23 protein-coding genes are annotated in these 26,703 nt (G+C 53.8%); 17 read left to right on the top strand and 6 right to left on the bottom strand.

What is annotated here, in order from left to right; translation table 11 throughout:
- Nucleotides 1-7 precede the first annotated feature (7 nt).
- The 3 genes from ACL02P_RS13160 to ACL02P_RS13150 all read left to right on the top strand — a co-directional run bounded on the left by ACL02P_RS13160 (nucleotide 8) and on the right by ACL02P_RS13150 (nucleotide 4,181).
- Complete coding sequence (locus ACL02P_RS13160) at nucleotides 8-763, top strand: fused MFS/spermidine synthase (protein WP_339300138.1); 756 nt, start codon at nucleotides 8-10, stop codon at nucleotides 761-763.
- Between the two features lie 122 nt (nucleotides 764-885).
- On the top strand, nucleotides 886-2,436 hold the full coding sequence (gene zwf / locus ACL02P_RS13155) for a glucose-6-phosphate dehydrogenase (protein WP_412837452.1): 1,551 nt from the start codon (nucleotides 886-888) through the stop codon (nucleotides 2,434-2,436).
- A 161-nt stretch (nucleotides 2,437-2,597) separates the two neighbouring features.
- Complete coding sequence (locus ACL02P_RS13150) at nucleotides 2,598-4,181, top strand: peptide chain release factor 3 (RefSeq protein ID WP_412837451.1); 1,584 nt, start codon at nucleotides 2,598-2,600, stop codon at nucleotides 4,179-4,181.
- 77 nt (nucleotides 4,182-4,258) lie between these two features.
- On the opposite strand, the gene sspI is transcribed toward ACL02P_RS13150, so the two are convergent.
- A complete protein-coding gene (gene sspI / locus ACL02P_RS13145) occupies nucleotides 4,259-4,495 on the bottom strand; it encodes a small acid-soluble spore protein SspI (RefSeq protein ID WP_009224726.1) in 237 nt (78 codons plus the stop codon).
- A gap of 439 nt (nucleotides 4,496-4,934) precedes the next feature.
- On the opposite strand from sspI, the gene ACL02P_RS13140 reads away from it, so the two are divergent.
- Nucleotides 4,935-5,609: a potassium channel family protein gene (locus ACL02P_RS13140; RefSeq protein WP_412837450.1), complete on the top strand. Its 675-nt coding sequence runs from the start codon at nucleotides 4,935-4,937 to the stop codon at nucleotides 5,607-5,609.
- Between the two features lie 215 nt (nucleotides 5,610-5,824).
- Here ACL02P_RS13140 and ACL02P_RS13135 read toward each other — a convergent pair whose 3' ends face one another.
- Nucleotides 5,825-7,069, bottom strand: coding sequence for an IS110 family transposase (locus ACL02P_RS13135; protein ID WP_016310842.1), 1,245 nt, complete (start codon nucleotides 7,067-7,069; stop codon nucleotides 5,825-5,827).
- Between the two features lie 406 nt (nucleotides 7,070-7,475).
- On the opposite strand from ACL02P_RS13135, the gene ACL02P_RS13130 reads away from it, so the two are divergent.
- Nucleotides 7,476-8,282 carry a TrmH family RNA methyltransferase gene (locus ACL02P_RS13130; RefSeq protein WP_260070575.1) on the top strand — a complete coding sequence of 269 codons (807 nt, stop codon included), beginning with the start codon at nucleotides 7,476-7,478 and terminating at the stop codon, nucleotides 8,280-8,282.
- Nucleotides 8,283-8,284: 2 nt separating this feature from the next.
- On the opposite strand, the gene ACL02P_RS13125 is transcribed toward ACL02P_RS13130, so the two are convergent.
- Nucleotides 8,285-10,096, bottom strand: a complete 1,812-nt coding sequence (locus tag ACL02P_RS13125) for a sensor histidine kinase (RefSeq protein WP_260070572.1) — start codon at nucleotides 10,094-10,096, stop codon at nucleotides 8,285-8,287.
- Between the two features lie 71 nt (nucleotides 10,097-10,167).
- Between ACL02P_RS13125 and ACL02P_RS13120 the strand changes: the two genes are divergently transcribed.
- From ACL02P_RS13120 to ACL02P_RS13080, 9 genes are all read left to right on the top strand, one after another.
- Nucleotides 10,168-11,577 (top strand): response regulator transcription factor, encoded by a 1,410-nt coding sequence (locus ACL02P_RS13120; RefSeq protein WP_412837449.1) that lies wholly within the window; start codon nucleotides 10,168-10,170, stop codon nucleotides 11,575-11,577.
- Nucleotides 11,578-11,612: 35 nt separating this feature from the next.
- Complete coding sequence (locus tag ACL02P_RS13115; protein ID WP_412837448.1) at nucleotides 11,613-13,064, top strand: ABC transporter substrate-binding protein; 1,452 nt, start codon at nucleotides 11,613-11,615, stop codon at nucleotides 13,062-13,064.
- 243 nt (nucleotides 13,065-13,307) lie between these two features.
- Nucleotides 13,308-14,474 (top strand): substrate-binding domain-containing protein, encoded by a 1,167-nt coding sequence (locus ACL02P_RS13110; RefSeq protein WP_260070569.1) that lies wholly within the window; start codon nucleotides 13,308-13,310, stop codon nucleotides 14,472-14,474.
- A 69-nt stretch (nucleotides 14,475-14,543) separates the two neighbouring features.
- Nucleotides 14,544-16,043, top strand: coding sequence for a sugar ABC transporter ATP-binding protein (locus ACL02P_RS13105; protein ID WP_260070568.1), 1,500 nt, complete (start codon nucleotides 14,544-14,546; stop codon nucleotides 16,041-16,043).
- Nucleotides 16,024-17,007, top strand: a complete 984-nt coding sequence (locus ACL02P_RS13100) for an ABC transporter permease (protein ID WP_260070567.1) — start codon at nucleotides 16,024-16,026, stop codon at nucleotides 17,005-17,007. The genes ACL02P_RS13105 and ACL02P_RS13100 overlap by 20 nt, the downstream gene beginning before the upstream one ends.
- A gap of 25 nt (nucleotides 17,008-17,032) precedes the next feature.
- On the top strand, nucleotides 17,033-18,202 hold the full coding sequence (locus tag ACL02P_RS13095; RefSeq protein ID WP_412837447.1) for a Gfo/Idh/MocA family protein: 1,170 nt from the start codon (nucleotides 17,033-17,035) through the stop codon (nucleotides 18,200-18,202).
- Nucleotides 18,203-18,227: 25 nt separating this feature from the next.
- The gene (locus ACL02P_RS13090) at nucleotides 18,228-19,265 is read left to right on the top strand and encodes a zinc-dependent alcohol dehydrogenase family protein (protein WP_260070565.1); all 1,038 of its coding nucleotides are present in this window, start codon (nucleotides 18,228-18,230) and stop codon (nucleotides 19,263-19,265) included.
- A 45-nt stretch (nucleotides 19,266-19,310) separates the two neighbouring features.
- Complete coding sequence (locus tag ACL02P_RS13085; RefSeq protein ID WP_260070564.1) at nucleotides 19,311-20,156, top strand: sugar phosphate isomerase/epimerase family protein; 846 nt, start codon at nucleotides 19,311-19,313, stop codon at nucleotides 20,154-20,156.
- Nucleotides 20,157-20,188: 32 nt separating this feature from the next.
- Nucleotides 20,189-21,157: a sugar phosphate isomerase/epimerase family protein gene (locus ACL02P_RS13080; protein WP_260070563.1), complete on the top strand. Its 969-nt coding sequence runs from the start codon at nucleotides 20,189-20,191 to the stop codon at nucleotides 21,155-21,157.
- A gap of 8 nt (nucleotides 21,158-21,165) precedes the next feature.
- On the opposite strand, the gene ACL02P_RS13075 is transcribed toward ACL02P_RS13080, so the two are convergent.
- Nucleotides 21,166-21,528: a hypothetical protein gene (locus tag ACL02P_RS13075; protein WP_260070562.1), complete on the bottom strand. Its 363-nt coding sequence runs from the start codon at nucleotides 21,526-21,528 to the stop codon at nucleotides 21,166-21,168.
- A 217-nt stretch (nucleotides 21,529-21,745) separates the two neighbouring features.
- Between ACL02P_RS13075 and yunB the strand changes: the two genes are divergently transcribed.
- The gene (yunB, locus tag ACL02P_RS13070; RefSeq protein WP_412837446.1) at nucleotides 21,746-22,636 is read left to right on the top strand and encodes a sporulation protein YunB; all 891 of its coding nucleotides are present in this window, start codon (nucleotides 21,746-21,748) and stop codon (nucleotides 22,634-22,636) included.
- A gap of 11 nt (nucleotides 22,637-22,647) precedes the next feature.
- Here the strand turns inward: yunB and ACL02P_RS13065 are convergent, their stop codons facing one another.
- Complete coding sequence (locus tag ACL02P_RS13065; RefSeq protein WP_412837445.1) at nucleotides 22,648-23,700, bottom strand: M23 family metallopeptidase; 1,053 nt, start codon at nucleotides 23,698-23,700, stop codon at nucleotides 22,648-22,650.
- 165 nt (nucleotides 23,701-23,865) lie between these two features.
- Here ACL02P_RS13065 and lipA point away from each other — a divergent pair, with 165 nt between their 5' ends.
- Nucleotides 23,866-24,762 (top strand): lipoyl synthase, encoded by an 897-nt coding sequence (lipA, locus tag ACL02P_RS13060; protein WP_412837444.1) that lies wholly within the window; start codon nucleotides 23,866-23,868, stop codon nucleotides 24,760-24,762.
- Between the two features lie 20 nt (nucleotides 24,763-24,782).
- On the top strand, nucleotides 24,783-25,145 hold the full coding sequence (locus ACL02P_RS13055) for a YutD family protein (RefSeq protein ID WP_009224733.1): 363 nt from the start codon (nucleotides 24,783-24,785) through the stop codon (nucleotides 25,143-25,145).
- Nucleotides 25,146-25,175: 30 nt separating this feature from the next.
- Here the strand turns inward: ACL02P_RS13055 and ACL02P_RS13050 are convergent, their stop codons facing one another.
- Entirely contained in the window at nucleotides 25,176-26,669 is a 1,494-nt protein-coding gene (locus tag ACL02P_RS13050; protein ID WP_050769737.1) for a S41 family peptidase, read from the bottom strand.
- Nucleotides 26,670-26,703: the final 34 nt, after the last annotated feature.

Raw genomic sequence — 26,703 nt, 5'->3', positions numbered from 1 at the left:
GGGACTCGTGCAACATCTGCTGCTGCATCAGCAAAGCTGCTCGGAAATCTTCGTCTATGAAACGGACGAATTATACGGCGAGCGCGGGGCGTTTCGCGTCCTGCAATTCGCCAGCAAGGCGGTGCAAGGCGCAATGGATATGAACCGGCCCGAACGGATCATACTGGAATATCCACGGGCGATGTTGTATTTGCTTCAGCGCCATGTTCCCGATCCCGGACGGGTGTTCATCATCGGCCATGGAACGGGAACGATCGCCAGCCATTTGAGCAGGAGCGACGTTATTGTGGCGGAGATTGATCCGGTGGTGGCGGAAATTAGCCGCAACTTTTTCGGCTATACGGGTGATTCGGTACGCATCGGTGACGGGCGTTCTTTGCTTGAAGAAGAGAAGCCGAATTCCTTCGACGGAATTATCGTGGATGCGTTCTCCGAACAGGGTACGCCGGGCCATTTAACGTCGCTTGGTTTTTTTCAGTTGGCGGCAGAAAGACTGGATCGGGAAGGGATCCTGCTTCTGAATCTATTTGGCCGAGGGGCAGAAGACGCATGGATTGCCGCGCTCACTGCCACGTTGCGGGAAGTGATGGAGTATGTCCGGGTGTTTTCGCTGCCGGCAGGTCAGCCTCATGAACCGCGGAATATGCTGATCGCGGGCAGCCGCAAACCGATTCAGTATCAAGCCCACGGCATGGCCGGGTTTGTTGAGGTCGAGCCTCCAGCGGGGTATATCATTTATGACCCCATATCTATAGATAGATGATGGAATCCGTCAGGCGAATGTGCTAAAATGGCATCACATCCCGTGATGCCTTGTAAAGAGATGTCATTGATCGGGAATGAAGTTTTAAATTCACCAATCTTACATAGAAAGAATGAGGAGCCATGGCTGACAATTTCTCACAACCAACAGTTCAGCCCCCAGGGGCGGTATTTTTTATTTTCGGGGCTACCGGAGACTTAGCGCGCCGCAAGCTCTTCCCGGCCATCTATTCCTTGTATCGCGAAGGGAAATTGGCCGAGGATTTCGCCGTCATCGGTGTAGCCCGGCGTCCGCGTTCGGACGAGGAATTCAAGGATGACCTGTATCGTTCGATTGAGGAATTTTGCCGATATAAGATCGACGACCAGGAGCAATGGGGGCGCTTTGCGGAGCATTTTTCCTACAAATCGCTGGACATCAATAACGTTGACGGTTATCACGAACTCAGAGAACTGACCGAGTCCATGGAAGCGCGGTTTGGGATTCCCGGAAACCGTCTGTTCTACTTGGCTTTGGCGCCGGAGCTGTTCGGCAGCGTATCCTTTAACCTGCAGAAGGGCGGCATGTTGAATACGAGCGGCTGGCACCGGTTGGTGATTGAGAAGCCGTTTGGGTATGATCTGCAGTCTGCTCAGAAGCTGAACGAAGAGCTGAGTCAGGTATTTAAAGAAGAGGAAATTTACCGGATCGACCACTATCTCGGCAAGGAGATGGTGCAGAACATTGAAGTGATTCGCTTTGCGAATGCTTTCTTCGAGCCGCTCTGGAACAACAAGCATATCGCCAATGTGCAAATTACGCTCAGCGAGACGGTTGGCGTGGAAGAACGCGGCGGATATTACGATCATGCCGGTGCGTTGCGTGACATGGGGCAGAACCATATGCTGCAAATGCTCACGATGATCGCCATGGAGCCGCCAAGCCGCTTGTACGCGGAGGACATCCGCGACGAGAAGGTGAAGGTGCTGCGCTCACTGCGTCCGTATGAATCGGTGCAAGAAGTGAAGGAGAACGTGGTTCGCGGGCAATATATCGCAGGGGAAGCGAAAGGCAAGAAGCTTCCGGGTTATCGTGAGGAGGACAAGGTTGACCCGAACTCCAATACCGAAACGTATTTTGCGGCCAAAGTGTTCGTTGACAATTTCCGCTGGGCCGGCGTGCCGTTCTATATTCGCACCGGGAAGCGGCTCCCCGTCAAAACGACGGAGGTCGTTGTGGAATTCAAGGCGATGCCAACGAATGTCTATCTCGGTCAGAAGCACAAGCTGGAGCCGAACCTCCTCGTGATCCGCGTGAATCCGATGGAGGGCATTTACATCAAGATTAATGCCAAGAAGCCGGGTTCGGAATCGCAAATCCAGCCGCTGGCGATGGACTTTTGCCAAAGCTGCCTGGTGGGGATCAACTCGCCGGAGGCTTATGAACGCTTGATCTACGATGCGGCTCAAGGGGATTCGACGTATTTCACCCGTTGGGACGAAGTGGCGGCGGCTTGGGCCTTCGTTGATCGAATCGCCGCCGCTTGGGCGCAAAATCCGTCCGACATCAGTACGTATCCTGCCGGTTCTTGGGGGCCGAAGGAAGCGGACGAGCTGCTGGCGAAGGACGGCTTCCACTGGTGGCCGGTGAACGGCCAGGAGGAAGACAACGTCGTTTGGATTAACCCGAATTAATGCTGCGTTGACCGTGAACGATCCGGCCTATGGGCGAATAGAATAGGTTTAGCTGGAAACACCTTCATGTCCCGTCTGGGCGTAAGGTGTTTTTGCTTAACGGAAGGACAAAATATGTTACAATAGAGAACGTGAATTTGTGGAACGAGAGGAAAGTGAGCATGAGCAAAGCATTGGACCAAGTGCTGCAGCAGGAAGTGGACAAACGGCGTACGTTTGCAATCATTTCCCACCCGGACGCCGGGAAAACGACGCTGACCGAAAAACTGCTGCTGTTCGGCGGCGCGATTCGCCTCGCCGGATCGGTCAAGGCGCGCAAAGCGAGCAAACACGCGACAAGTGACTGGATGGAAATCGAGAAGCAGCGGGGGATTTCCGTTACTTCTTCCGTCATGCAGTTTGATTATAACGGCCATCGGGTGAACATCTTGGATACGCCGGGCCACCAAGACTTCTCGGAGGATACGTACCGGACGCTGACCGCAGCAGACAGCGCCGTCATGTTGATCGACGTGGCGAAGGGCGTTGAGGCCCAGACGATCAAGCTGTTCCAGGTCTGCGCGAAGCGGGGCATTCCGATTTTCACCTTCATAAACAAGCTGGACCGGGAAGGCCGGAACCCGTTTGAACTGATGGAGGAAATCGAGCAGGTGCTGGGCATCCGCTCCGTGCCGATGAACTGGCCGATTGGGATGGGCCGCGAGCTGTCGGGTGTGTATGACCGGATGAAAAACCAGGTTGAGCTGTTCCAGGGAGACGACCACTCCACGATCCAGGTGAAGAAGGTGGATGGGTATACCGATCCAGTGATTCGCGAAATGGCTGGCGAATATCTCCATGATCAGCTGTGTCAGGATCTGGAACTGTTGGATGTGGCGGGGGACCCGTTTGATTTTGAGAAGGTTCGCCGCGGCGAATTAACGCCGGTGTTTTTCGGCAGCGCGGTGAACAATTTTGGCGTGCAGACGTTCCTGGAGAACTTCCTGCAGTTGGCTCCAAAGCCGACGCCGCGCCGCAGTACCCAAGGCTTGATTGAACCTACGAACGAGAAGTTCTCGGGGTACGTGTTCAAAATCCAGGCGAACATGAACCCGGCCCACCGCGACCGGATCGCCTTCCTGCGCATTGTCTCGGGCAAGTTCGAACGCGGCATGACGGTGAAGCATGTGCGGGCGGGCAAGGAGATCAAGCTGTCCCAGCCGCAGCAATTCCTGGCCCAGGATCGGGATATCGTCAGCGAAGCGTATCCCGGGGACATCGTCGGGTTATTTGACCCGGGGATTTTCCGGATCGGCGACTCGCTAAGCCAAGGCAGTGAAATCGTATTTGACGAGCTGCCGACGTTCTCGCCGGAGATTTTCGCCAAGGTGACGGTGAAGAACGCGCTGAAGCATAAGCAATACCAGAAGGGGATCGACCAACTGACCGAGGAAGGCACGATTCAGGTGTTCACGACGGTCGGATTTGAAGATACGCTGCTGGGCGTGGTTGGGCAACTGCAGTTCGAGGTGTTTGAATACCGGATGAAGAGCGAATATGGCGTGGATGTCCAGCTTCAACGGATGCCGTACCAGTTCGCGCGCTGGATCGTAGGCGACAAAATCGACCCGTCCAAGTTCCGGATCAATTCCACGCTGGTGAAGGATAAGAAAGGCAATTATGTCGCGTTGTTCGAAAATGAATACGCGATGCGGACGGCGATGGAGAAAAATCCAGACGCCAAGTTCCTGGAGACCACACCTTAAGAAGTGAAGGTCCGCAGCCTCCCGGACAAAGGAAAGACCGCCCTTGGACAGGGCGGTCTTTGTTGTAGCGGGCAGTTCTATTTCAATGGTTTGAGGCTAGCCTGATCCACTTGCTGCTTGAGCACGGATACCAGTTCATTTTGTTTGGACGTATCGATATGCTTCCAGATCGTTTCGAAGACGACGCCAAGACCTGGCAGTGCGGCTTCCTGAGCGTCGATCGAACCTTCGATCATCTCCCGCAGCCCTTGCTCGTCTTTGCCGTGAATTTTGTGCATAATCGCTTGACGCAGGTCGAGTGTAATGGATGGCATTTAGTTTCCCTCCTTGAAATATGTGACTTGCCCGGTGTTAATTTGCCCGATTGGAACTGGGATAATGCGATCTGATGTGCTCTGGATATGATTTGCATCTGATCCGACAAATCAGGACGTGAGGTGGTCTGGAACCTCAGCCAGACCGCGGTTGCGATGTAACGGACCGTAATGACGTTATTTTTTCATTTCCCGGATATTTCCCGTTCTAATGGACTCCAGAGCTCTTATTGGGCTGTTTCGGCGGGGATGACACTAGTTTGACTGAAAATAAGGTCTTCTCAGTCCGTTAAACTCAGGGAACTGTGCCAAGCTGAGCAATAACGTCTCTGGTGTCCGTTAGTGCATCTCTTGCCTCGGCTGCTGCCCTCCCCCATGCTCCTTCCTAACAAGATTGTGGTATACTAATTCGGATGGATAAAATATGGGTGGTGAGAGCATGGCAAATGCAGCGAAGAAACAGTTTGCCGTGATCGGTATGGGGCGGTTTGGCTTAAGCGTGGCAACGGCGCTCAGCAGCATGGGCTTTGACGTGCTGGCGATCGATGCGGATGAACATCATACGCAGGCCGTGGCCAATCTGGTCACGCACGCCGTAACCGCGGATTCCACCGATGAAGATGCGCTGCGCGCACTAGGGATTCGGAATTTTGACGTCGTTGTCGTGGCGATTGGGGAAGACATCCAGGCCAGCATTTTGACAACGCTGATCCTGAAAGATCTGGGCGGGCCGCTGATTGTGGTGAAGGCGCAAAATGAATTACATGGCAAAGTGTTGCAGAAAATTGGGGCCGATAAGGTCATTTTCCCGGAACGGGATATGGGGCTTCGGGTGGCACATCATCTGACTTCACCGAACGTCTTGGATTACATCGAATTGTCCGACGAGTACAGCATCGTAGAGATGCGCGTCAGCTCGCAGATGATCGGCAAAAACCTGAAGGAGCTGGATATTCGCGCCCGGTTTGGCTGCAACGTAATGGCGATCAAGCACGGCAGCAAAATGAATATCTCCCCTTCGGCATCGGTTCCGCTGACGGAGGAGGACGTGCTCGTCATCGTCGGCGAGAAAGGCGATTTGACGAAGCTCGAGCTGGCTTACGCGGAGGAGTAAGACGAGCCTCGCTTCGTGAGCGACGGATCATTTTTAAACCATGTTAAGTCCAGCGGTATGATGTCAAGCTGTTGATTTAATCGAATTGGAAATTTCCCGTGCCTGTTGAGCGCGGAGTCACGAAAAAAGGGCGCATCAAACCAAACCCAGCCAAAAACCATGTCAGATACCAGATTTTTACTGGGAATTCGTGAAGGACTAAGGCAAAGGAGGCGTTAATCCTTGGCGCTATTCACCTTCCTTCGAGGCGTGTAGAGTTGGCCGCTGCGTAGCAGCACATCGACCAGACGCACGAGTTTTCTTGCCGTTAAGACGAGGGCGCGTTTGTGTTGATTCTTGGGCACTTCGTGATACTTCTTCCGGTAATATTCACCGAATTCTTCATCGCGCATCCTAACCGAGTTGGCAGCTTCAACGAGGTAGTAGCGCAGGAATCGGTTGCCGGATTTGATGCGGGCGGTGTCCTCCGCCTCGAAGACGCCGGACTGGTGCCTGCGCCACGTCAGACCCGCGTACTTGGCGACGGCGGCTTGATCCTTGAACCGTTCAATATCGCCGAGTTCGCCGAGCAGACCGGCTGCATAGACTTTGCCGATGCCGGGCACTGACAGCAAGCACTGAGCGCCTTGAATGCCGTCGAGGACCCGCTCGATCGCTTTGTCGAGATCCTTGAGCTGCTTCTGGATGCTGCGGATGGATTCGATGGAGGTGCCGAGCACCAGGTCAATCGAATCCTCCACGACCTTGGACAGCCGATAGGAGGCGCGGGCAGCTTGCTGAATGCAGCGGGCGACCCGCTCGGGATCGGGGAAACGATTGCGTCCCTTGTCCCGCAGATAGTCGGCCAGATCGGCCACGTCCATCTCGGCGATGTCATCGAGGCTGAACTTCTCGGAGAGCATCTCCATGAGCGCATGGCCAAACACGGAGCTGTCGACCTCGGTTGTAAACGCATTGCACTTGTAGAACAGGTTCTGCAAGAAGTACTGCTTCTCGCGAGCCAAGTTATGGACCAAGTGGAAACGCATGCGCGTGAGGCGTTGAAGGGCGACATACTGCTCCTGCATGACGATGGTGGTCGTCAGGCGGCCGAAGCGCAGGCGATCCGCAATGACCCAGGCGTCGAGCCGGTCGGTCTTGTCCATATCCGCATAGGCTTCTCTGAACTTGCTGATGAGCTTGGGGTTCAAGGTGAACACCTTGGCCTTGCGCTCTCGAAGCGCTGGATCCTGATGCAGGTACATGGCAGGGTGCCAGCTGTAGACGGAAGTGGCTTCCAAGCCGATGTGAATCTCGGTGACGGCCAACTTGTCCGCTGCAGCGACGATTTGGTCACGCAAGTGCGAGGCGCCATTCAAATTGTTTTTGACAGTGAGTGTCTCAAGCTTGTCACCGTCAGCGTTCATGAAACACGCTTCGAGCTCTTGCGAGCTCACGTCAATACCGACAAAAAGCTTCAAGTGAAATTCCTCCTTTCGCTAGGGATTCAGGGAATGGACGCTCCGGGATGCCTCCGGCGCACGCGCAGATCTATCACCCTCGCGTATGAGGACACACTTCGGGCCATGAGCTGCCCCGGATCTGCTAAAACCGGGCATGGGATGCCGAAGGGAACAGCCAGCGGGTAAGAAGCTCAGACGCGTACCGGAGAAACAGACTTAAGGAGTAGACGATGCTACTGGAGGCAGAAGGATTTCCCCGAATGGACCCTACGTTCCATTGTCCAGAGGCATACCGGAAAGTCCAGTCCCTGATGGAATTTTCAAAGAACAAGCTGGAAATTTGAAGGCTGTTTTCCATCCCCCGGGGGGATGGAAATGAACCTAAAAGAGCTTTTTAAAGATACTATACGAGGATGGAAAAGATATGAAAATTTTGTCTGCACAGAACCCTCGCGTCAAGGAATGGGCGGGGCTGCTTGAGAAGAAAAATCGGGACAAGCAAGGGAAATATCTGATTGAGGGCATTCACCTCGTGCAGGAGGCGTTGCAGTCGCGGGCGGACGTGGAATGCGTCTGCTATGACCTCGAGCACGGCATTCCGGTCGAGCTGAAGGCTGCGGCGTCCGCCGGGCTGGACGTCGACTGGATCGGCGTGTCCGCCGCCGTGATCGCCAAGTGCAGCGATACGAAGTCGCCGCAGCCGGTGTTCGCGGTCGTGCGCAAGGACCGCGGGACGGTCGCTCCGCTCCTTGCGAAGGAGCGGAGCTTGGTGGTCGTGCTCGACGGTGTGCAGGACCCCGGCAACGTCGGCACGATCATCCGCAGCGCCGATGCGGTTGCGGCGGACGGGGTCATCGTCGGCTCTGGCTGCGCCGACATCTACGGGCCTAAGGTGCTGCGCGCCACCATGGGCTCGCTGTTCCACCTGCCGGTCGTGCATGCCGACCTGGCAGAGGTGCTACCGCAGGCGAAGCAGCTGGGCATCCGGCTGGCCGGCACCAGCCTGCAGGCGGCGGCGAACTGCTTCGCCTACGATTTCACGCAGCCCGTGTGGCTGCTGTTTGGCAGCGAAGGCGGCGGCCTTAGCCCGGCGGTCCGCGAGCTCATGGACGATGGGCTGCTGATCCCGATGCGCGGCAAGGCCGAATCGCTGAACGTGGCGATGGCCGCGTCCGTGCTGCTCTATGAGGCGATGCGGCAACGGTATTTTTCAACCGGTAAAAATTCCTAGATTCATTCCGCTTCCCGCCGCGCGGGCAAGTGGAATTCCACGCACGTGCCTTCTTCTGGCGAGCTGTCGATCCGAAAGTACGCCTGTTCGCCATAGACGATAACGAACCGGCGGTAGGCGTTGTAGATGCCGGTATGCTTTTTGAAGAAAGGGTCCTCCGTCTCGCCGCCGCTTTCGATCATCCGGTGCAGCTTCTCTAGCACTTCCTCCGGGATGCCCATCCCCGTATTGTAAACCCTAACCCGCAAATATTCCTCGAACAGCTCCACGCTGATCCTAAGCAGGAACTCCTCCGCGCCCATCGCGGGGCTCCAACCGTATTTGATGGCATTTTCAACATAAGGCTGAATACTCAGTTTCATGACCGGAAACGATAAAGCTTCGGGGGCGATATCGAAATCGGCCCGGACATCCCTGCCGTTGCGGTAGTAATGGATCGTTAGGAAATTCCGGATATAGCCAATTTCTTCTTGCAGCGAAGCCCACCCGCTATCGTTGCGAACCGTGTATCTCATCATGCGGGAGACTGACTGCACCATTTCCCCCACCGCCTCGCCGTTATTGCGGATGGCATAGGATTCGATCGTCTCAAGGGTGTTGAACAAAAAGTGGGGATTGATTTGCGCTTGAAGCTGCAGAAGCTCCCGCTCCTTCTCTTTCATTTTCGACTGGTAAACCTCGCGTTCCATATCCTGCAGCTTCACCAAGGTCTGGTTATAGCTTTGGATGAGGAAGCCGATTTCATCCCGGTGCTTGGGCTCGGGAACCGGAACATATTGGCCGCGCCCGAGATGCTTCATTCCTTTATGCAGGTTGTACAGCGGCTGCAAAATCTTGTTCATGACCGGAAAAGCCATTATTAACGCCGCGGCCAGGCTGATTCCGGCAATCAAAAGGGTCAGCCGGAAAGTCTGCACGGCGCCTTCTTTGATCCGGTCCAGGGGAGCCATCCAAATTAGCCCCCATCCCGGTTCCGACAGCTCTGTGTAACTGGCCTCATACTCTTTGCCTGCCGAAGCGAATAAAAAATGGCTTTGCTTCTCCGGCTCCCGATCTGCCCGCGCAAACAGAAAATCGCTAAGCAGCTTCTCATTCAGCGGCTCGCCCGATACGGCGGTTCTTAAGTCGGTATGGTACAGCACAAGCTGGCCGCCGGCGTTACTCTGCCCGCTGCCGAGCATATCGGTCAATTGATCCTCCCGGATCTCGATCACAAACCAGGACATCGTCTCTCCGGTATCGACGTTAATGATCGGGCGCACATAGGAAAAGACGCGGTCTTGGGTATACGAAATATACTTTATGGGATGCGGAGGCAGCAGCCGGGGCGACGTTACGGACAGCAACGATTGATACATCGGATCGTCCTCAAAGGAATAATCGGGGTTCAATCTTTTCTGGTACGACTCGAAATAGACTTTGCCCGCGCGATCCAGATACAGCGTGCCGAGCACTTCGGGATGGAATTGCAGAGAGCTTTGGATGATGGAGCGGAACTTCAGGATATGATCGGCCTGATCGGACAAATGGCCGGCTGGCGAGTTTACATATTTCTGGAAATTTGGATCGGTGAACAGATTGTCGAAGGATTGGTTCAGATTTTGCAAATAACCGCTCACCTCTTTGGCGACAAACTGCATGTATTGGCTGGAAATCAACGCCGAATAACTGGTGCTGGAGCGGTACATGAACAGCTCGGAACTGCCGCTTACCAGAAAAATAGGGATGATCGACAGGAGGATTAACAAAATAAACAGTTTGAGCTTTAAGGATAAATGGTTTACTATTCGTTTAAGAGATTTTACCGGCTGCAATTGATGTTCCCCCCTTAGCTAAAAATCTCTTTTCCGCACAAGCTTCAGCCACGCTTGAAGGAGTGAAAAAGATGAAAATTTGCGTTGCCGATGACGAGATGGAAGTTAGGCTTAGTATTATTCAAAAGCTGACGGCTTTATTTCGCGATGAGCAGATTTTCGATGTCGGGTTTGGCCGTCAGGCGGCGGAGCAGATTAAGCTGGTTAAGCCCGATCTGGTGTTTCTCGATATTCGTATGCCCGAGATGGACGGGATTGAAATTCTACGCTTTTTGAAGGAGACAAGCTCCCGGATCCATGTAGTGATTATATCAGGGTACGATGAGTTTGAATATGCTCGGAAATCGCTTCAATTGGGTGCGATGGATTATTTGTTAAAACCTGCCGACCGAACCCAGCTATCTGAGATTGTCGAAAAAGTGCAGAAAGAGTTGACCGCTGCTCTTCTTACGGAGCTCGATTTGCTCGTCTCCAAGGAGCCTGGAGTACGGGCGATTCTGAAGGAGATCCATCCGGTCAACGCAAGCCTATGGTTTGATGAGCGAATATGGAAGCGCATACAATTTGAGGATGGGCCGCCGTCGGCGGATTTTCTCTCCCGGGAAATACTGCTTACGTTTGTTACGGATGCGGGAAGCCGGGGAAAGGTCGTGCAAACCAATCTGGATCAAGGCGGAGGGTGCTTTAGGGAAAAGAAGAAATTTGCCGAAGCGCTGCTGCTTGAATATCGGAGGAACCGGCAAACCGTTTTTTTTCAGCTTAAAGGTGAAGAGGCGGCGCTCAACCCGAAAGAGCGGAAGGCGGCGGCGAAGCGGGCCGCGAAAATGCGGCAGGAGATGATCAGCCGGGCCAGAGGCGGAGATTTTGCAGGACTTGAGCGCGACCTTGAGCGATGGTTTGACTGCTTGGAGCAAGCTGGGTATGAGGAGCTGCAGAAGGAATGCGGTTATCTGATGTCGCTCTTGGATGAAGGGCTAAGCAAGCAGGAGATCATTTATCTGGAAGAAGATACCTTATTTTACTGGGCCGATTGGGTAGCAAGGCATCGTACTTGGGATGAGCTGAAGGGTAAAATCAAAAAAATAGTCCTTGGCGGAGTTAAGGCGCTAAAAAACCTTGAACAGCAGCAGGAGCAGAACGCTTCCGGGCTGCAGCCTTGGCTTCTTGAAGCGCTCCGCCTTGTCGAAAACTGCAGTGACCCGAACGTAAGCCTAGAATGGATCGCCGAGGAGGTCAACGTCCACCCGGTTACGTTAAGCCGAATCTTCAAGCAGCAGACCGGCATGAATTTTGTGAAATATTTGACGCAGAAGCGGCTCCGCATGGCCCGGACTCTGCTACTTGAAACGAACAAAAAAATCAATGAAATCGCGGAAGAGGTCGGATATGCGGATTACCCTTATTTCCGGAGTAAGTTTAAGAAGGAGTTCGGACTGTCTCCCTCCGAGTTTCGCAAAAGTCACGGTATAGCGTCGGATTAACTCTGGGAACATACAGCATGTAAGGGGGGAAAAGTATGAACAAAAACCACGTGCTACTCCTGAAGATCGTTTTTACGCTGCTGGCCTTCGCGGCCGGCACCGGCTGCTTGAACCGCATGATCGAGCCAGCGAAGCCGGACGAGAAGGAGAGCCGGGCGCAGCAGCAGGTGCTTCGCGTGCTGTACTCAAACCATGAAGCCGGGCCGGAAGCCGTTATCGACGCCATGGAGACGTATTCCCGGCAGACCGGCATCCGCATCGAAGTGGAGGCGCTCCCCTACAACAATCTTCAGGAAAAGGTGTTCTCGGAGCTTGCGCAGGGGAAGGGAACCTATGATCTGATCGCAGTCGATACTCCATGGATGCCCAAAGTGATTGAGCATCTGGAGCCGCTAAGCTCCTATATCAAGCAGTCGAATCATCCGGATTCGATCAAGCTGGACGATTTTATCGCCAAAGTCTTCCTGGACACTTCCGTCTTTAGGCCGGACTCTCCCCAAGCGGAGCCTCCTTCGCTGGAGACGGTAAGTTTAGACGGGATTACATCGGCCGGTTTTGAAATATGGAGCCTGCCGATTCAATCGAACGCGCTGACGGTCAGCTATCGCAAAGACCTGTTTGAATCGCCGCAGTATCGGGAAGAATTCCGGCGATTGTATGGCCGGGAGCTTGAGATTCCCCGCACCTTCGGCGAATATGCCCAAGTCGCCAAGTTTTTTACCCGGGATACGGATGGCGACGGCAAGACGGACTTGTACGGAACGACGTTGATGGGAAGCCGGCACGAAGCGAATTTCGTGGATTTCAAATCCTTCCTCAACTCCTTTGGCGGCCGTTTGTTTGACGATGATTTTGAGCCGGCTCTTCAGAGCAAGGAAGGGGTAGAGGCGCTGCAAACTTACGGGAGCTGGATTAACGAGTACAAGATTACGCCGCCGGACGTCTTAACCTATACGTGGGACGAAGTCTCCGTCGTGTTCGAATTCGGAAAAGCGGCGATGGGGATGAACTATCACAACATGAGGCTGAATCCGAAGGTCGGCGGAGAAGTGGGGTACTTTATGTTTCCGGGAACGATGGAAGGCGGCGCTTTGATCCGAGGCCCCCATTTCGGTTCTTGGGGCCTGGCGATCAACCGTTACTCCCGGCAGAAGGAGGACGCTTATGCGCTGGCGGAATATTTGACGAGTCCTCAGTCCCAGATGGGGTATTTGAAGTTTAACCACCATGTGACCCGCAAATCGGCTTATGAACAAGCTCAGCATATCACCGATCCGTCCCTCCGCGAGTATTACCGCGTACTTGGAGATTCGTTAAGAGTCGGCGTAGGCCGGCCGCGCATCACGAATTACGAACAAGTATCGGATGCGGTGCAGTCCGCTGTCCATGAATACCTCACCGGCGAAAAAACGGCGCAAGACGCGCTTTCCGATGCGGCGGCGGAGGTGAGAGGGCTGATGCGGCAGGCCGGATACCATAAAAGTTAAGATGAACCTCCAACAAACACATCCAACCTAGAGCGAACATCCGCTCATCCCGGAGCGCCGTTTCTTGCGGGCGCGCCGGGATTTTTTTATGCCCGGAGCCGGGTGTGTTGTAAGCGCTAAAAACATCCCCCCACATAGCTAAATTCGTCTTCTATTTCAAGCCGATCCGGCGCTCTATACTGTGGGTATCAAGCAGCCGGGGGACAGCTTGAAAGCGATCACAAAATACCAGGGGGGAACAAAATGAAAAAAGTATGGATGGGAACTTGCCTGGCGCTTGCGCTTAGTCTTGCGATTGCAGGCTGCGGCAAGCAAAACGCCGCAACCAACACCGGAGCCGGGCAGGAGAATCCGAATTACAGCGCCACTTCGGGGCCGCTTACGATCAACCCGAATATTCCCGACCTCGAGGTGCTCGATAAAGGTCCGGGCGGCGTGCAGGCCGTATCGGCCAAGTCGCTGAAGCTTACCGAGGAGGAGCTTCAGAAGATCAAGGAAGGGAAATACAAAGCGGCGATTGTCATGCACTACTCCGGTACGGACTATATGTCCGCCGCTGTGAACGCCATGAAGAATACGTTCAAACAAATGGGCATCGAAGTCATAGCCGTAACGGATGCGCAGTTCAAGGCGGAGAAGCAGGTGAACGATATCGAAACCGTGCTCGCCAAGAAGCCGGATGTGATGATTTCCGTGCCGGTCGATTCGGTATCGACCGCGGGCGCTTACAAGAAAGCCGTTCAGCAAGGCGTCAAGCTGGTATTTATGGATGGGGCGGCTGACGGGCTTGTCGCAGGCAAGGATTATATCAGCATTGTGTCGGGCGACAACTACGGCAACGGCGTCCTGGCGGCTGACATTATGGCCGAAAAGCTTGGCGGGAAAGGCAAAGTCGGCATCGTGTACCATGACGTGAACTTCTTTGTGACGAAGAACCGTTCGGATGCTTTTGAAGCGACGATAAAAGAAAAATACCCGAATATTGAAATCGTCACCAAGGGCGGTATTACAGATCCCAATAAAGGGCAGGAGGTTGCTGCCGGAATGCTAACCAAGTATCCCGATATCGACGGCATCTTTGCTCCCTGGGACGTGCCGGCAGAAGGCGTGATGGCCGCGGCCCGCACGGCGGGGCGAAATGATCTGGTGGTGACGACAGTCGATCTGGGAACCAACGTCGCGATCTCGATTGCTTCGGACGGCATCGTGAAAGGGCTTGGCGCGCAGCTTCCATATGACCAGGGGGTAGCGCAGGCAATCCTGGCAGGCTATGCCCTGTTGGGCAAGGAGGCGCCCGCTTACGTGGCTTCTCCGGCGATCAAAGTCACAAAAGAGAATGTGCTTGAGAGCTGGAAGCTGATCTACGGCGTAGACGCTCCCGACAGCGTGAAGAACGCCGCGGCAAAGTAACCAAATTTGCGGAAGCGGGGACGGCCTGCAAACCGTTCCCTTGCTTCCTGGTAAAGAAGGTGAGACATCATGGACCGTAACGTACTCGAAATGAAAGGCATCAGCAAAGCGTTTAACGGCGTCAAGGTTCTGCAAAACGTTGACTTTTCCTTAAAAAAGGGCGAAGTACACGCCTTGATGGGCGGGAATGGAGCCGGAAAATCGACGCTGATGAAAATACTGACCGGTGTTTACAACGCCGATCAGGGAGAGATTTATATCGATGGCGAGCCGGTAAGCATCAAAAGTTTCGAGGACGCGCAAAAGAATAAAATTTCGATGATTTTTCAAGAGTTCAGCTTAATTCCCACGTTAACCGTGTCCCAGAATATTTTTCTCGGCAGGGAAGCCAAAACGGCGGCAGGTCTGCTTGACGATAAGGAGAACGAGCGCAAGACGGAGCGGCTTCTCCATGAACTCGGCGTAAACATCAAGCCTACGGAACTGGTGCAAAATCTGGGCGTCGGCTATTGGCAGATGACCGAAATCGCCAAAGCGCTGTCGCAGGAAGCCAAAATATTGATCATGGATGAACCGACCTCTTCGCTGACCAAGAGCGAAACGGAAATTTTGTTCTCTTTTATCAGACGTCTGAAAGAAAAAGATTATTCCATTATCTATATTTCCCACCGGATGGATGAAATTTTTCAAATCTGCGACCGCGTCACCGTGATGAGAGACGGAAAGAAGGTTACGACGGAAGTGATCGCCGAGACGGATATGGATACGGTGATCCAGCATATCGTGGGCATGGAGTTCAACAAAGCGTTTGAGTGGAAAGAGCGGAGCTATTCGACCGATTTGACGCCGGTGCTGGAAGTGAAGAAGCTGACCTCGGGAACGAAGGTTAAGGATGTCAGCCTGCGCGTCTATCCGGGAGAAATTGTCGGCATAGCCGGGTTAATGGGAAGCGGAAGAACGGAGCTATTGCGGGCGATCTTCGGAATCGCGCCCATCGAAAGCGGCGAAATTTTGATCGAAGGGAAGCCAAAGAAGATCGGCAGCGTGCGCGACGCGATCGAAGCCGGGCTGGCGCTGATCCCGGAGGACCGACGGATGCAGGGACTGGTGCTTCAGCACAGCGTAAAGGAGAACATGATCCTGCCGATTTTGTCCAAGCTGAAGAAAGGATTGCTACTGGACGACAGAAAATCGAACCAAATCAGCGAGCGCTTTGTGCGGAAGCTGAATATTAAGACGGATGGCATTTTTAAGCAGGTGAATCTTCTGTCCGGAGGCAATCAGCAAAAAATCGTCTTGGCCAAATGGCTGGCTAACGAACCGACGGTGCTGCTGCTGGACGAGCCGACCATCGGCGTGGATATCGGAGCGAAGACGGAAATCATTGATATCGTGCGGGAAATGGCCGACAGCGGCAAAGGAATTGTTGTTGTTTCTTCGGAACTCCCCGAACTTCTGGCGCTTAGCGATCGGGTGATCGTGCTGCATGAAGGACGCGTCAAAAGAGAACTTGATCGCAGAGACATTCAATCAGAGGAGGAGCTGCAATATGCAATCCAGGGATTCTAACGTGCAGACGGCCAAAACGGCGCTTAGCCTCAAAAAATTCGATTGGCGGGATTATATCGTTTATTTGGCGTTTGTAGGCGTGTTCATTTATTTTTCCGCCATGCTGTTTGACGACGGATTCCTTACGGTCGGCAATCTGCTCAATATCGTAAGGCAGACGACGACCATTACGCTGATGGCGCTTGCCATGACCTTCGTCATTAGCACGGGGGAAATCGACCTGTCGGTCGGCTCCATCACCGCCCTATCCTCGCTGGTCGGCGCGCTTGCGCTGCAAGCCGGATTCGGGCTTCTTGGCGGCTTGATCGCCGGGGTAGGCGCGGGCCTTATCATCGGCCTCATTAACGGGCTTCTGGTGACCAAGGTGGCGATCCCCTCCTTCCTCGTTACCTTAGGGACGATGGGGGCGGTCAAAGGGATGGCGATGTGGATTACGGGAACGGCTCCGGTATCCATTGTCCATGAACAGTTCAACTTTATTTTCGGATCGGGGGATATCGGTCCTGTGCCGATTCTGCTGATTTGGACTTTAGTCTTCACGGTGATCGCCCATATTCTGCTTCGCAAAACCTCCTTTGGCCGGCAAGTGCTGGCGATCGGCGGGAACGAGAGCGCGGCGCGTTTCTCCGGCGTCAAGACGATGAAAGTGAAGCTTTGGGTGTTCTTGGGCACGGGCTTTATGGCCGGATTGGCCGGGCTCTTGTATGCGGGGCGCATGAACGCCGGACGATTTTCCTTCGGCGAAGGAGACGAGCTGTCGGTTATTGCCGCGGTCATTCTGGGCGGCACTAGCCTGTTCGGAGGAGTGGGCACGATCATTGGCACGGTTGTCGGCTCGCTCATGATCGGAACGATTAACAACGGGCTGATCATTATGGGACTGGACGTCAGCCAGCAAATGATCATTAAGGGATTGATTATTATTCTGGCGGTAGCTTTCGGCAAAAAAGCGATGAAGAAATAAGAACCGAATTGGGGAGGACGGAGAGATGAACAAGACGATCAACGTTGGCATTATCGGGAGCGGATTTATCGGACCGGCCCATATCGAAGCGATCCGCAGGCTGGGATTCGTTCAGGTCGTCGCCATCGCCGAGCAAAATGAGGAAAAAGCCCGGGCTGTCGCCGAGAAGCTGAATATTCCTAAGGCTTACGGGGATTACAAGGAACTGCTTAGCGATCCGGACATCGACGCGGTTCACAACTGTACGCCCAACCATCTGCATTTTGAAATCAACAAAGCGATCATGGAAGCGGGCAAACATGTACTGTCGGAAAAGCCGCTGGCCATGGATGCCAAGGAAAGCGCGGAGCTGGTTAGGCTGGCGAGAGAAAAAGGGGTTGTCCATGGAGTCAACTTTAACTACAGACAGTACCCTATGATGAAACAGGTTGCGGAAATGGTTCGACGTGGCGATCTCGGCAGTGTCTACCTTGTTCACGGCGGCTACCAGCAGGATTGGCTCCTGTACGACACGGATTTCAACTGGCGGCTGGCTAAGGAGGTGGGCGGAAAATCCCGCGCTGTGGCGGATATCGGCTCCCACTGGTGCGATACGGTGCAGTATGTGACCGGGAAGCGGATTAAGGAAGTGTTAGCCGACCTTTGGACCGTACATCCGGTGCGCAAAAAACCGAAGGTAGCCCAAGTCACGTACAGCGGCCAGGCGCCGGACGGCGATGGCTATGACCCGGTGGAGGTCAGCACGGAGGATTATGCGTCGGTGTTGATTCATTTTGAAGACGGCACTAAAGGGGTGTTTACCGTTTCGCAAGTAAGCGCAGGCCGCAAGAACCGGCTCAGCTTCGAGCTAAGCGGAAGCGAAAAATCCGTGTTCTGGGACCAGGAAGAGCCTGCCCGGCTGTGGATCGGGCATAGGGACCAGCCGAATCAGACGCTGATGGCGGACCCGGGGCTGTTCTATGAAGGAGCGAGGGACGTGGTTCATTATCCCGGAGGACATACCGAAGGCTGGCCGGATTCGATCAAAAATATGATGCTTCGCTATTACACCTTTATCCGGGAGGGGAAAGATCTGCTTAAGGAAAGGGCGGATTTTGCCACCTTTGAAGACGGGCACTTATCGATGTGTATTACGGATGCGATTCTGCAAAGCCATGAGCAAAAACGATGGGTTCAGGTTCAGCATCTGCTCTAATAAAAAAAATTGGGAGGGACCAGACATGAGTACGACGATGAAAGCGGTCAGTTTTCCGGGGAACAAAGCGGTGGAGATCAGGGAGGTGCCGATTCCGGCTCCGGGCCCGAGAGAAGTGCTGATCCAAATGAAGGCGTCGGCGATTTGCCGCAGCGACATGAGCTTGTATTACGGGAACAAAGGCGTCGTCGGGCAAGGCAATACCGGAGCCGTGTATCCGGGCCATGAGCCGGCCGGACAAATCGTACAGACAGGTGAGGGCGTTGAGCGCTTCAAGCCCGGCGACCGGGTAGCGGTCTATCTGGCGGTCGGCTGCGGCGAATGCCAGTTCTGCAAGAGCGGCTATAAAATGTTCTGTAAAGAATGGAAGTGCATCGGGTTTGACCGGCATGGCGGGGACGCCGACTACATCGCTGTACCGGAGGACAACTGCATGAGAATTCCGGACGGCATGAGCTATGTTACGGCCGCGGTGTCCACGGATGCCGTAGGCACCCTGTACCATGCCCAGAAAAGACTGGCCGTCAGCGGCCGCGACACCATTGTGATCTTTGGCCTCGGTCCGATGGGCGGCGCTGGCGTCATGGTGGCTAAAGGGCTGGGAGCGACGGTGATTGCCGTGGATATGCTGGACGAGCGCCTGGAGATCGCCAAAGAGCTCGGCGCGGACTATACGATTAACGCCAAGGAAAATGTATTGGAGCGTCTGTCGGAGATCACGGGAGGACGCGGCGTCGACGCAGGCATCGACTGCTCCGGCAATCCGGTTGCGCAAAATACGATTCTGGACAGCCTTCGCCCGCACGGCCGAGCCGCCTTTATTGGAGAGGGCAAAGAAGTAACGATCAAGCCGAGCGAGCAATTGATCCGTAAACAGATAACGGTGATGGGCTCCTGGTATTTCCCGATTTTCGAATATGACGAGATCGCTAAGTTTATTCAGGATAAGCGTCTGCCGGTGGAAAAGCTGGTATCGCACACCTTCAAGATCGAGGAGGCGGAAACGGCGTTCCGGATGTTCGATGAGAGAAAAACGGAAAAAGCCGTGTTCGTCTGGGAATAAAGAAGCCGGATACCCCAATTTATTCCATATAAGGAGAGATCGAATATGAAAGGCATCTCATTCAACACTTGGACGTACAGCGGGTTCCCGGTATGGGTTCCTTCTTACCCGCTGGAAGAGGCGATCCGCAGAATCGCTTCCTTCGGTTATGACGGCATTGAAATCGGCTGCGCCAGCCCGCATGCCTGGCCTGAGACGGTGACGAAGGAACGCCGCGCCGACATTCTGAAGCTGCTCAAAGCGGAGAATCTGAAGGTATCGTCGATGCTGCCCGCTCCGGGGGGCGGGCCCGGCAACAATCCAAGCTCGCCGATCGCGGAGGAGCGCCGGTACACGATCAATCATTACAAGGATGTGCTTCGTTTAGCCCATGATTGGGAATGTCCTACCGTCATGTACATTGCCGGTTGGGTCGTGTACGGCACGCCGCAGTCGGACGCCTGGAATTACAGCCTGGAGGGGCTCGTCGAAATCGGCAACTATGCGAAGGAGCTCGGCATTACGATCGTTGTCGAACCGACGCCGGCGGACAGCAATCTAATCGAAACCGCCGACGATGCGCTGCTGCTAAGCGAACAGTCGGGCCTGTCCAACGTCAAAGTCATGTTCGACACCTTCCATGCCCTGTACCGCAACGAAGTGGCAAGCGATTATGTGTACCGGATGGCGGACAAGCTGCATCATGTGCATCTGGCGGACAGCGACCGCCTGCCTCCGGGACAAGGACGCTGCGACTTTACGGAAGTCTTCAAAGCGCTCAAAGCGATCAATTACGACGGTTACCTTTCCATGGAAGTCGGGTTCCATACGCGGCAGGCGGAGCCGGACTGGTATGCGAAAACTTCCATCGAATATGTGAGAGCGAAATTGAAGGAACTGGATTGGGAGTAGTTATGTAGCTGGAATAAAGGAGGATGAGCGGGATGAAGTTAGGCGTGTTTACCGTTATATTTCAAGATTTGCCGTTCGAGGATATGCTCGACCGGGTGAAGAGCTACGGTATTGAAGCGGTTGAAATCGGTACAGGAGGATATCCGGGCAGCGCTCACTTGAATGCCGATCTGCTATTGACCGACGAGCGCAAGAGAGATCGGTTTTTGGCCGCGATTCAAGAGAGAGGGCTGACGATCTCGGCGCTTAGTTGCCACGGCAACCCGCTCCATCCGAATAAGGAGCTCGCCCGGGAGTACCACGAAGCTTGGAGGAAAACGGTTCTGCTCGCTTCCAAGCTGGGAGTGGACACGGTGGTCGGATTTTCAGGATGTCCGGGCGATTCGCCGGATGCCAAGCGGCCAAACTGGGTCACCTGCGCGTGGCCGCCTGAATATTTGGAAACGTTGGAATGGCAGTGGCAGAAGGTTGCCATCCCCTATTGGAAAGATGAAGAGCGGTTTGCCAGAAGCCACAGCGTAAAAATCGCTCTGGAAATGCATCCCGGATTCCTGGTGTACAATCCGGAAACTTGCCTTAAGTTGCGCGAGCATACCGGCCCCAACCTCGGAGCGAACCTCGACCCGAGCCATTTGTTATGGCAGGGCATCGATGTTGCGGAAGCGATTCGGATGCTGGCGGAACAGGACGCCTTATTTTATGTTCATGCGAAGGATACGAACCTGTCTTCGAGGAATGTGGCCCGTAACGGCGTACTGGACACCAAACCTTATACCGATTGGCTGAACCGTTCCTGGACTTTCCGCAGCGTAGGCTGGGGTCATGACGCGTCGGTCTGGAAAGAGATCGTCAGCACGCTAAGAATGGCAGGCTACGATAACGTCATCAGCATCGAGCATGAAGACGGATTGGCTTCGGTGCATGAGGGACTCTCCAAAGCGGTGGGATTTTTAAAAGAATGCATGCTCACCGAACCTCCTGTTGATGCTTGGTGGGCTTAAAGGCGTTATTACCCGGCGCTTTCAGGGCAGTTTAATTTCACGCAGAGCGCTTTTTGGTTTAATTGCAGATCTTTCATGTATGTATCGATTTTTGCCGCCAGATGATTGATGATGATTCGCTCGGCTTCCTCAATATGTCCCTCCCTGCAAAACACGGAAGCTATCAACCTGCCGTCGCAGTAATGCTTCGTTTCCAGCACGGCGGTGTTGAGCTTCTCTTTATACAGTCTTTTTACGGGGCCGGTTGCCGCTTTGATTTCATAATAACGGTTTGTTTCGATCAGCAGTTTCCATGGCGTGACCTTGAATTCCAATTGATCTTTGTGCAAATTGCCGACGACCTGATACAAAAACTTTTTGGAGCTGTTCATGCTGAAAATCCCCTTGCAAGACGGTTTATATTTTGTATAATTATGCGATTTGTAGCAATGATTAAGTATAATTTACCAACAAACGATTCTAATGAACTATAAAACAAAAAAGCTTGAAAAACAAGGGCAAAGCGCCAAACAATCCGCTTCGTCCTTCTTTTTTTTCCTGTCCGGCATAATTTGTATAGTAGTGTTACCGCTGCAGGGGGGATGAAACATGCGGATACGACGACGACGCGGATGGCGAAGCCGAACAAGGCGGCCGAAGCATAGACGGACGATTTGGATCGTTCTTGTGATCATCACGGTGATCGGCTTGGTGCAATTTGTGCAGTATGTCGAACGCCGGATGACAGGGCCTATCATTCATCTGGCGCAAATTCGAGTCAAGCAAATCGCGACAGAATCCATTAATGACGCCATCACCGCGCAAGTCGCTAATCAACAACAGGTCGAAGAATTGATCGATTGGAAGATGGGCGATAACGGGAAAATTACCGGGTTTATGCTCAACTACTCGGCCCATATGAAGGTGACGTCTGAAACGATTCAAACGGTGCGGCATACGCTGGTGGAAGTCGCTCGATTATCGGAATCCATCCCGCTGGGGCAGGCTCTCGGCAGTCCGATCCTGGCTTCCTTTGGTCCCAGCATCCCGATCAAAATCGAGCCCAAAGGGGATGTGAAGGTTGACCTGAATACCCGGCAACAGGATGCCGGGATTAATATGATTCTTGTCGAAGTGTACCTACGGGTAAAAACGGAGCTGGCCGTAGTCGTCCCGTTTGACATGGAGTCGCAGACGGTCGAAACGGAAATCCCGGTGTCCTACCTGCTTGTGGTCGGAGATGTGCCGATGTACTACTATGACAGTAAGGGCAACCCGGTTGGTGAAGGCCAGGCAAATGCACCCAACATTGCGCTTCCGGTGCTGCCCGGTGACAAGGATACGACCGAGCCGCTAACAAAGGATAAAGCGGTTTTGCCGGATGGAACTGGAGGAACAGGGGATTCCAATTCCGCTGGGAATACAGAGGCCGGAAACAAGGAATCAAGCTCGGAGGAGTCGGAAAGCTCAGAGACATCCGATGCGGGGGGACATGAATAAAAGGGCGCCGATTATTTGGTCGCCCTTTTATTTTTTTTGGAACGTTCGGCTTGCTCCCATTTCTTCAGCAGAGGGTAAGGATCAAACGCCCATTCCGTGCTTCCCGTATCCCGATAGATTCCGTAATGCAGATGCGGCGGGAATTTTCCCGACGTTCCTGGCGGGCCATATCCGCTGCTACCGACCCAGCCGATCGTTTGCCCGGGTTCGACGAAATGACCGACCTCGATTCCTTTCTCATAACCTTGCAGATGCGCATAATAGTGGTATCGGTTCTGGATATCCCGGATACCGATGCGCCAGCCCCCGTAGGGGTTCCAACCTTTTGTTTCCACAATCCCGTAGCAGACGCTGCGTACCGTGACGCCCATCGGGGCAAAAATATCCGTTCCCTCATGGATTCGGAGGCCGCCCCAGCCGCGCCGATCTCCCCAGGTATCGCGATAGGTATAGGAACTGCGCAGCGGAAGCGGAAAGGCGCTGTCCGTTAAGTCCAGCTTGCCCCAGTGCTTGTACATTTTCGCGAATTGGCGAATCCGTTCGACGGCAGCATCATTTTGATAATAACGCCATAAGGCGATGCGGAAATCCTCATCTTGATAGCCAAAGCTGGTTAAGTAAGAAGCCAAGGTGTACAAGGCGTCTCGATCGTTCTTCGGATCGGCCGCGCCATCTGCGGTGGCGTCTTTCCCGACGCCGCCAAACAGTTCGATGGTGGCTGGATTCCGGTCCTCGGGATCGGGATTCAGCGGCCCAGTCCAGAACGCTTCCTTGAAGCGAAATCCGGTTACGCGCTGCTCTTGCTGTTGTTCCTTACGCGGCGTGATGGTGCGTTCATATTGATCCACAGCCGCAAGCCAATACCAGGGAACATTCGTCAACAACTCCATTTCTTCGTACAAGGTGCGTCGTTGCTGATATACGCTGACTACCGCCTTCTCTGCTGTTCCTGGAGCGTTCGCCTCTGCAGCGCCTATGCCGGATATCGGCCAAAATGAGGTAATCAGCATCACGCAGGCGATGCACCAGAGCGCTTTGCCGCGGGCAAACCGTTGAGACTTCAAGGCAAGTATTCCTCCTTCGCCTTTATTTTGCACGCGATTCGTGACCCTCTTAGATTGAGGCAAACGCTGTTTTTTTATTCCATATGCGAAGTAGGTTTTTCCAGCGGTTTCATGATATAATAAATGGCGCTACAGCTTATATCACAAGAAGGAAGGTCTTGCGCTTTGGCTAAACAAATCCAGGAACCGAAACCGGATTGGATTCGTATCAAATTGACGACAGGTGACAACTATCAAGACATCAAGCAGATGATGCGCTCCAAAACTTTGCATACCGTTTGCGAAGAAGCGCGTTGTCCGAATATATATGAGTGCTGGGCCAACCGGACGGCAACGTTTATGATTTTAGGCGATATCTGTACGCGGGCATGCCGCTTCTGTGCGGTAAATACCGGGATGCCAACTGAGCTCGATTTGCAGGAGCCGCAGCGCGTGGCTGAAGCAACGGAGCAGATGAATTTGCGACACTGCGTTGTGACCAGCGTAGCCCGGGACGATTTGAAGGACGGCGGGGCAAGCATTTTTGCCGGGACGATTAAGGCGATCCGGGAACGCTTGCCGTTCTGCAGCGTAGAAGTGCTTATTCCAGATTTTCAGGGGGATGAGGAAGCGCTGCGGATCGTGATGGATGCGAAGCCGGATATTCTGAACCACAACATCGAAACGGTGGAACGGTTATCTGACCGCGTTCGCGCGAAGGCGAAATACCGCCGCTCCTTGGAGCTGCTCCGGCGGGCGAAGGAGATGCGGCCGGAGATTCCAACGAAGTCCAGCATTATGCTGGGTGTCGGGGAAGAGTGGGACGAGATTTTGCAGGCGATGGACGATCTGCGGGCCGTGGACTGCGATATTTTGACGATCGGGCAATATTTGCAGCCTACTCCGCAGCACCTGCGCGTAGAGAAGTATTATAAGCCTGAACAGTTTGCAGAGTTGAAGGAAGAAGGCATGAAGCGCGGCTTCAGCCACGTGGAATCCGGCCCGCTCGTGCGCAGCTCGTATCACGCGCATGAACAGGTCCAATCGGCCAAGAAACAAGCCGGCGTACCCGTTTTGCCGTAAACCGAAAGGAGGATGGAGCTTTGATTCAAATTGGCGGCAGAACCTACGAATTGATTCGGAATTATCGGGATGCGTGGGATCCTGAAGCGTTTAAGCAGCGTTACAGCGAAGTGCTTGACCGCTATGATTACATTATTGGGGATTGGGGTTACGAGAAGCTCCGCCTCAAGGGTTTTCTGCGGGACAACCATCCCAAGGCCAATCGGGATACCGCGTATTCCGGCATCACGGATTATATTAACGAATACTGCAATTTCGGCTGTGCTTATTTCGTTCTTCAGAAGGTGCGGGACAACCATAAGGACAAGGACGCAGCGAAGGACAAAGATGCCGGAAACGGTAAAGACGTTCAAGTACAGGAAACAGAAACGGCCCCCGAATAATCGGGAGGCCGTTTCTGTTGTTTTATGTTATTACTTCATAGATAAGTTCAGTATACCTTGTTTATAGCTCCATGTCAGCTTCGGATATTTCTTCTGGAACTCGTGCAGCTCGAGATAAGCTTCACCATCTACAACTTTGATCGTTTTGGCAGCCAAGGTAAATCCGGTTTGCTTCCCAAGCGAATCGGTGATGGTTAACTTCCCGTTCTTCGAATTCCACACCGGCGTTCCTTGAATCAGCGACGATAATAAGCGGGAAGGGGCGTAAATGAGTTTGCCGTCCTGAATCACATCGATATATCCCGGGAAAGCCGCTCCGTTAATGTTCAGCGAGGCAGGTCCGCCGGATACGCTGATATGCCGTACCCCGGCTGCATACATCCCGGTAATCAACTGCGCTGCTGCATTGTTCTTCACCTCAACGTCCGGCTTCAGCCCCACATGGTTGAAATCCAGCTTATTTGGCGTCAAGTAGGCTTGGACTGTCAGCTTCAATGAGCTGCCGTTGGACAGCGGGAATACGTTCTGAATGCGCGCCTTCCCGTAAGTTTGATCCCCCACAACCTTGGCGATTCCGTTGTCGCGCAGCGCCCCCGTCAAGATTTCCGATGCGCTGGCGGTCAGACCGTTGGTCAGCACCACGACCGGCATCCCGATGTCTTGGCCACCCGTGATTTCAACGGGCTGCAGCTCTCCGCTTTGGCCGGAGGTGTACATCAGGATCCCCTCCTTCATGAACTGCTTGGCGATGTTGGCCGCCGATTCGACGTAACCGCCAAGATTGTCACGCAGGTCCAGTACGAGAGCGCCAATCCCTTCCTTGCGCAGGGCGGCTAATTTTTGCGCAAATTCCTCATCCGCTGTATCGGAGAAGGAGGTCACGGCGATGTAGCCGACCTTGCTGGAAGGAATGACCTTGCCGGTGACGGAAGGCAATGAGAAATGCGCTCTTGTGATCGGAAATACTAGAGCCTGTCCGTTACGGTTGATCGTAATGGTGACTTGGGTATTTTCCTCCCCTTGAATCCGTGCGACATCCTCGCTGCTGGTTACCGGCTTCGCATCCACCTTGGTGATGATATCGCCTGCCAGAAGGCCGGCTTTGGAGGCTGGAGAATTGGGCAACACGTCGGTGATGTACAGCTTGTTGTTATAGAAGCGAAGCGTAACTCCGATGCCAACGAACTCCTGATTTACGCTATTCTCGAAGCTCTCCAGTTCATCCTTGGAATAGTAATCGCTATAGGGATCGTCCAGCGTATAAACCATGCCGCGTATCGCATTATCGAGAAACTCCTGACGCTCAACGCCTTCAATGTTGTAGGCTTCCAGGTAGTTCAGCACTTCCTGAAGTGTCTGAAGGTCTGTGGAGGTTTCTGACGTTCCCAGCTGAATGATCGTTCCAGCTGCGGTGGTACCGGCAGCGCCTGCCGTCCCGGCCGCTCCAACCGTCTGGGGCAAGCCCAGCAAGGCGAGGGACAACATCGGGATGAATGCATACTTGCGGAATGAGCTTAAGATCATATTCAGTTCTTCCTTTACAATATTTTCGATATCC

The organism is Paenibacillus sp. MB22_1, assembly GCF_047200555.1.
GTDB classification, from domain to species: Bacteria; Bacillota; Bacilli; order Paenibacillales; family Paenibacillaceae; genus Fontibacillus; species Fontibacillus phoenicis.
This window is presented reverse-complemented; position numbering and strand designations above follow the sequence as displayed.

What these genes read in the sequence shown, in the direction of transcription:
- zwf (WP_412837452.1), top strand. Translation starts at nt 886, where the DNA reads ATGGCTGACAATTTCTCACAACCAACAGTTCAGCCCCCAGGGGCGGTA.
- ACL02P_RS13150 (WP_412837451.1), top strand. Translation starts at nt 2,598, where the DNA reads ATGAGCAAAGCATTGGACCAAGTGCTGCAGCAGGAAGTGGACAAACGG.
- sspI (WP_009224726.1), bottom strand. Translation starts at nt 4,495, where the DNA reads ATGCCATCCATTACACTCGACCTGCGTCAAGCGATTATGCACAAAATT.
- ACL02P_RS13140 (WP_412837450.1), top strand. Translation starts at nt 4,935, where the DNA reads ATGGCAAATGCAGCGAAGAAACAGTTTGCCGTGATCGGTATGGGGCGG.
- ACL02P_RS13130 (WP_260070575.1), top strand. Translation starts at nt 7,476, where the DNA reads ATGAAAATTTTGTCTGCACAGAACCCTCGCGTCAAGGAATGGGCGGGG.
- ACL02P_RS13120 (WP_412837449.1), top strand. Translation starts at nt 10,168, where the DNA reads ATGAAAATTTGCGTTGCCGATGACGAGATGGAAGTTAGGCTTAGTATT.
- ACL02P_RS13115 (WP_412837448.1), top strand. Translation starts at nt 11,613, where the DNA reads ATGAACAAAAACCACGTGCTACTCCTGAAGATCGTTTTTACGCTGCTG.
- ACL02P_RS13110 (WP_260070569.1), top strand. Translation starts at nt 13,308, where the DNA reads ATGAAAAAAGTATGGATGGGAACTTGCCTGGCGCTTGCGCTTAGTCTT.
- ACL02P_RS13105 (WP_260070568.1), top strand. Translation starts at nt 14,544, where the DNA reads ATGGACCGTAACGTACTCGAAATGAAAGGCATCAGCAAAGCGTTTAAC.
- ACL02P_RS13100 (WP_260070567.1), top strand. Translation starts at nt 16,024, where the DNA reads ATGCAATCCAGGGATTCTAACGTGCAGACGGCCAAAACGGCGCTTAGC.
- ACL02P_RS13095 (WP_412837447.1), top strand. Translation starts at nt 17,033, where the DNA reads ATGAACAAGACGATCAACGTTGGCATTATCGGGAGCGGATTTATCGGA.
- ACL02P_RS13090 (WP_260070565.1), top strand. Translation starts at nt 18,228, where the DNA reads ATGAGTACGACGATGAAAGCGGTCAGTTTTCCGGGGAACAAAGCGGTG.
- ACL02P_RS13085 (WP_260070564.1), top strand. Translation starts at nt 19,311, where the DNA reads ATGAAAGGCATCTCATTCAACACTTGGACGTACAGCGGGTTCCCGGTA.
- ACL02P_RS13080 (WP_260070563.1), top strand. Translation starts at nt 20,189, where the DNA reads ATGAAGTTAGGCGTGTTTACCGTTATATTTCAAGATTTGCCGTTCGAG.
- ACL02P_RS13075 (WP_260070562.1), bottom strand. Translation starts at nt 21,528, where the DNA reads ATGAACAGCTCCAAAAAGTTTTTGTATCAGGTCGTCGGCAATTTGCAC.
- yunB (WP_412837446.1), top strand. Translation starts at nt 21,746, where the DNA reads ATGCGGATACGACGACGACGCGGATGGCGAAGCCGAACAAGGCGGCCG.
- ACL02P_RS13050 (WP_050769737.1), bottom strand. Translation starts at nt 26,669, where the DNA reads ATGATCTTAAGCTCATTCCGCAAGTATGCATTCATCCCGATGTTGTCC.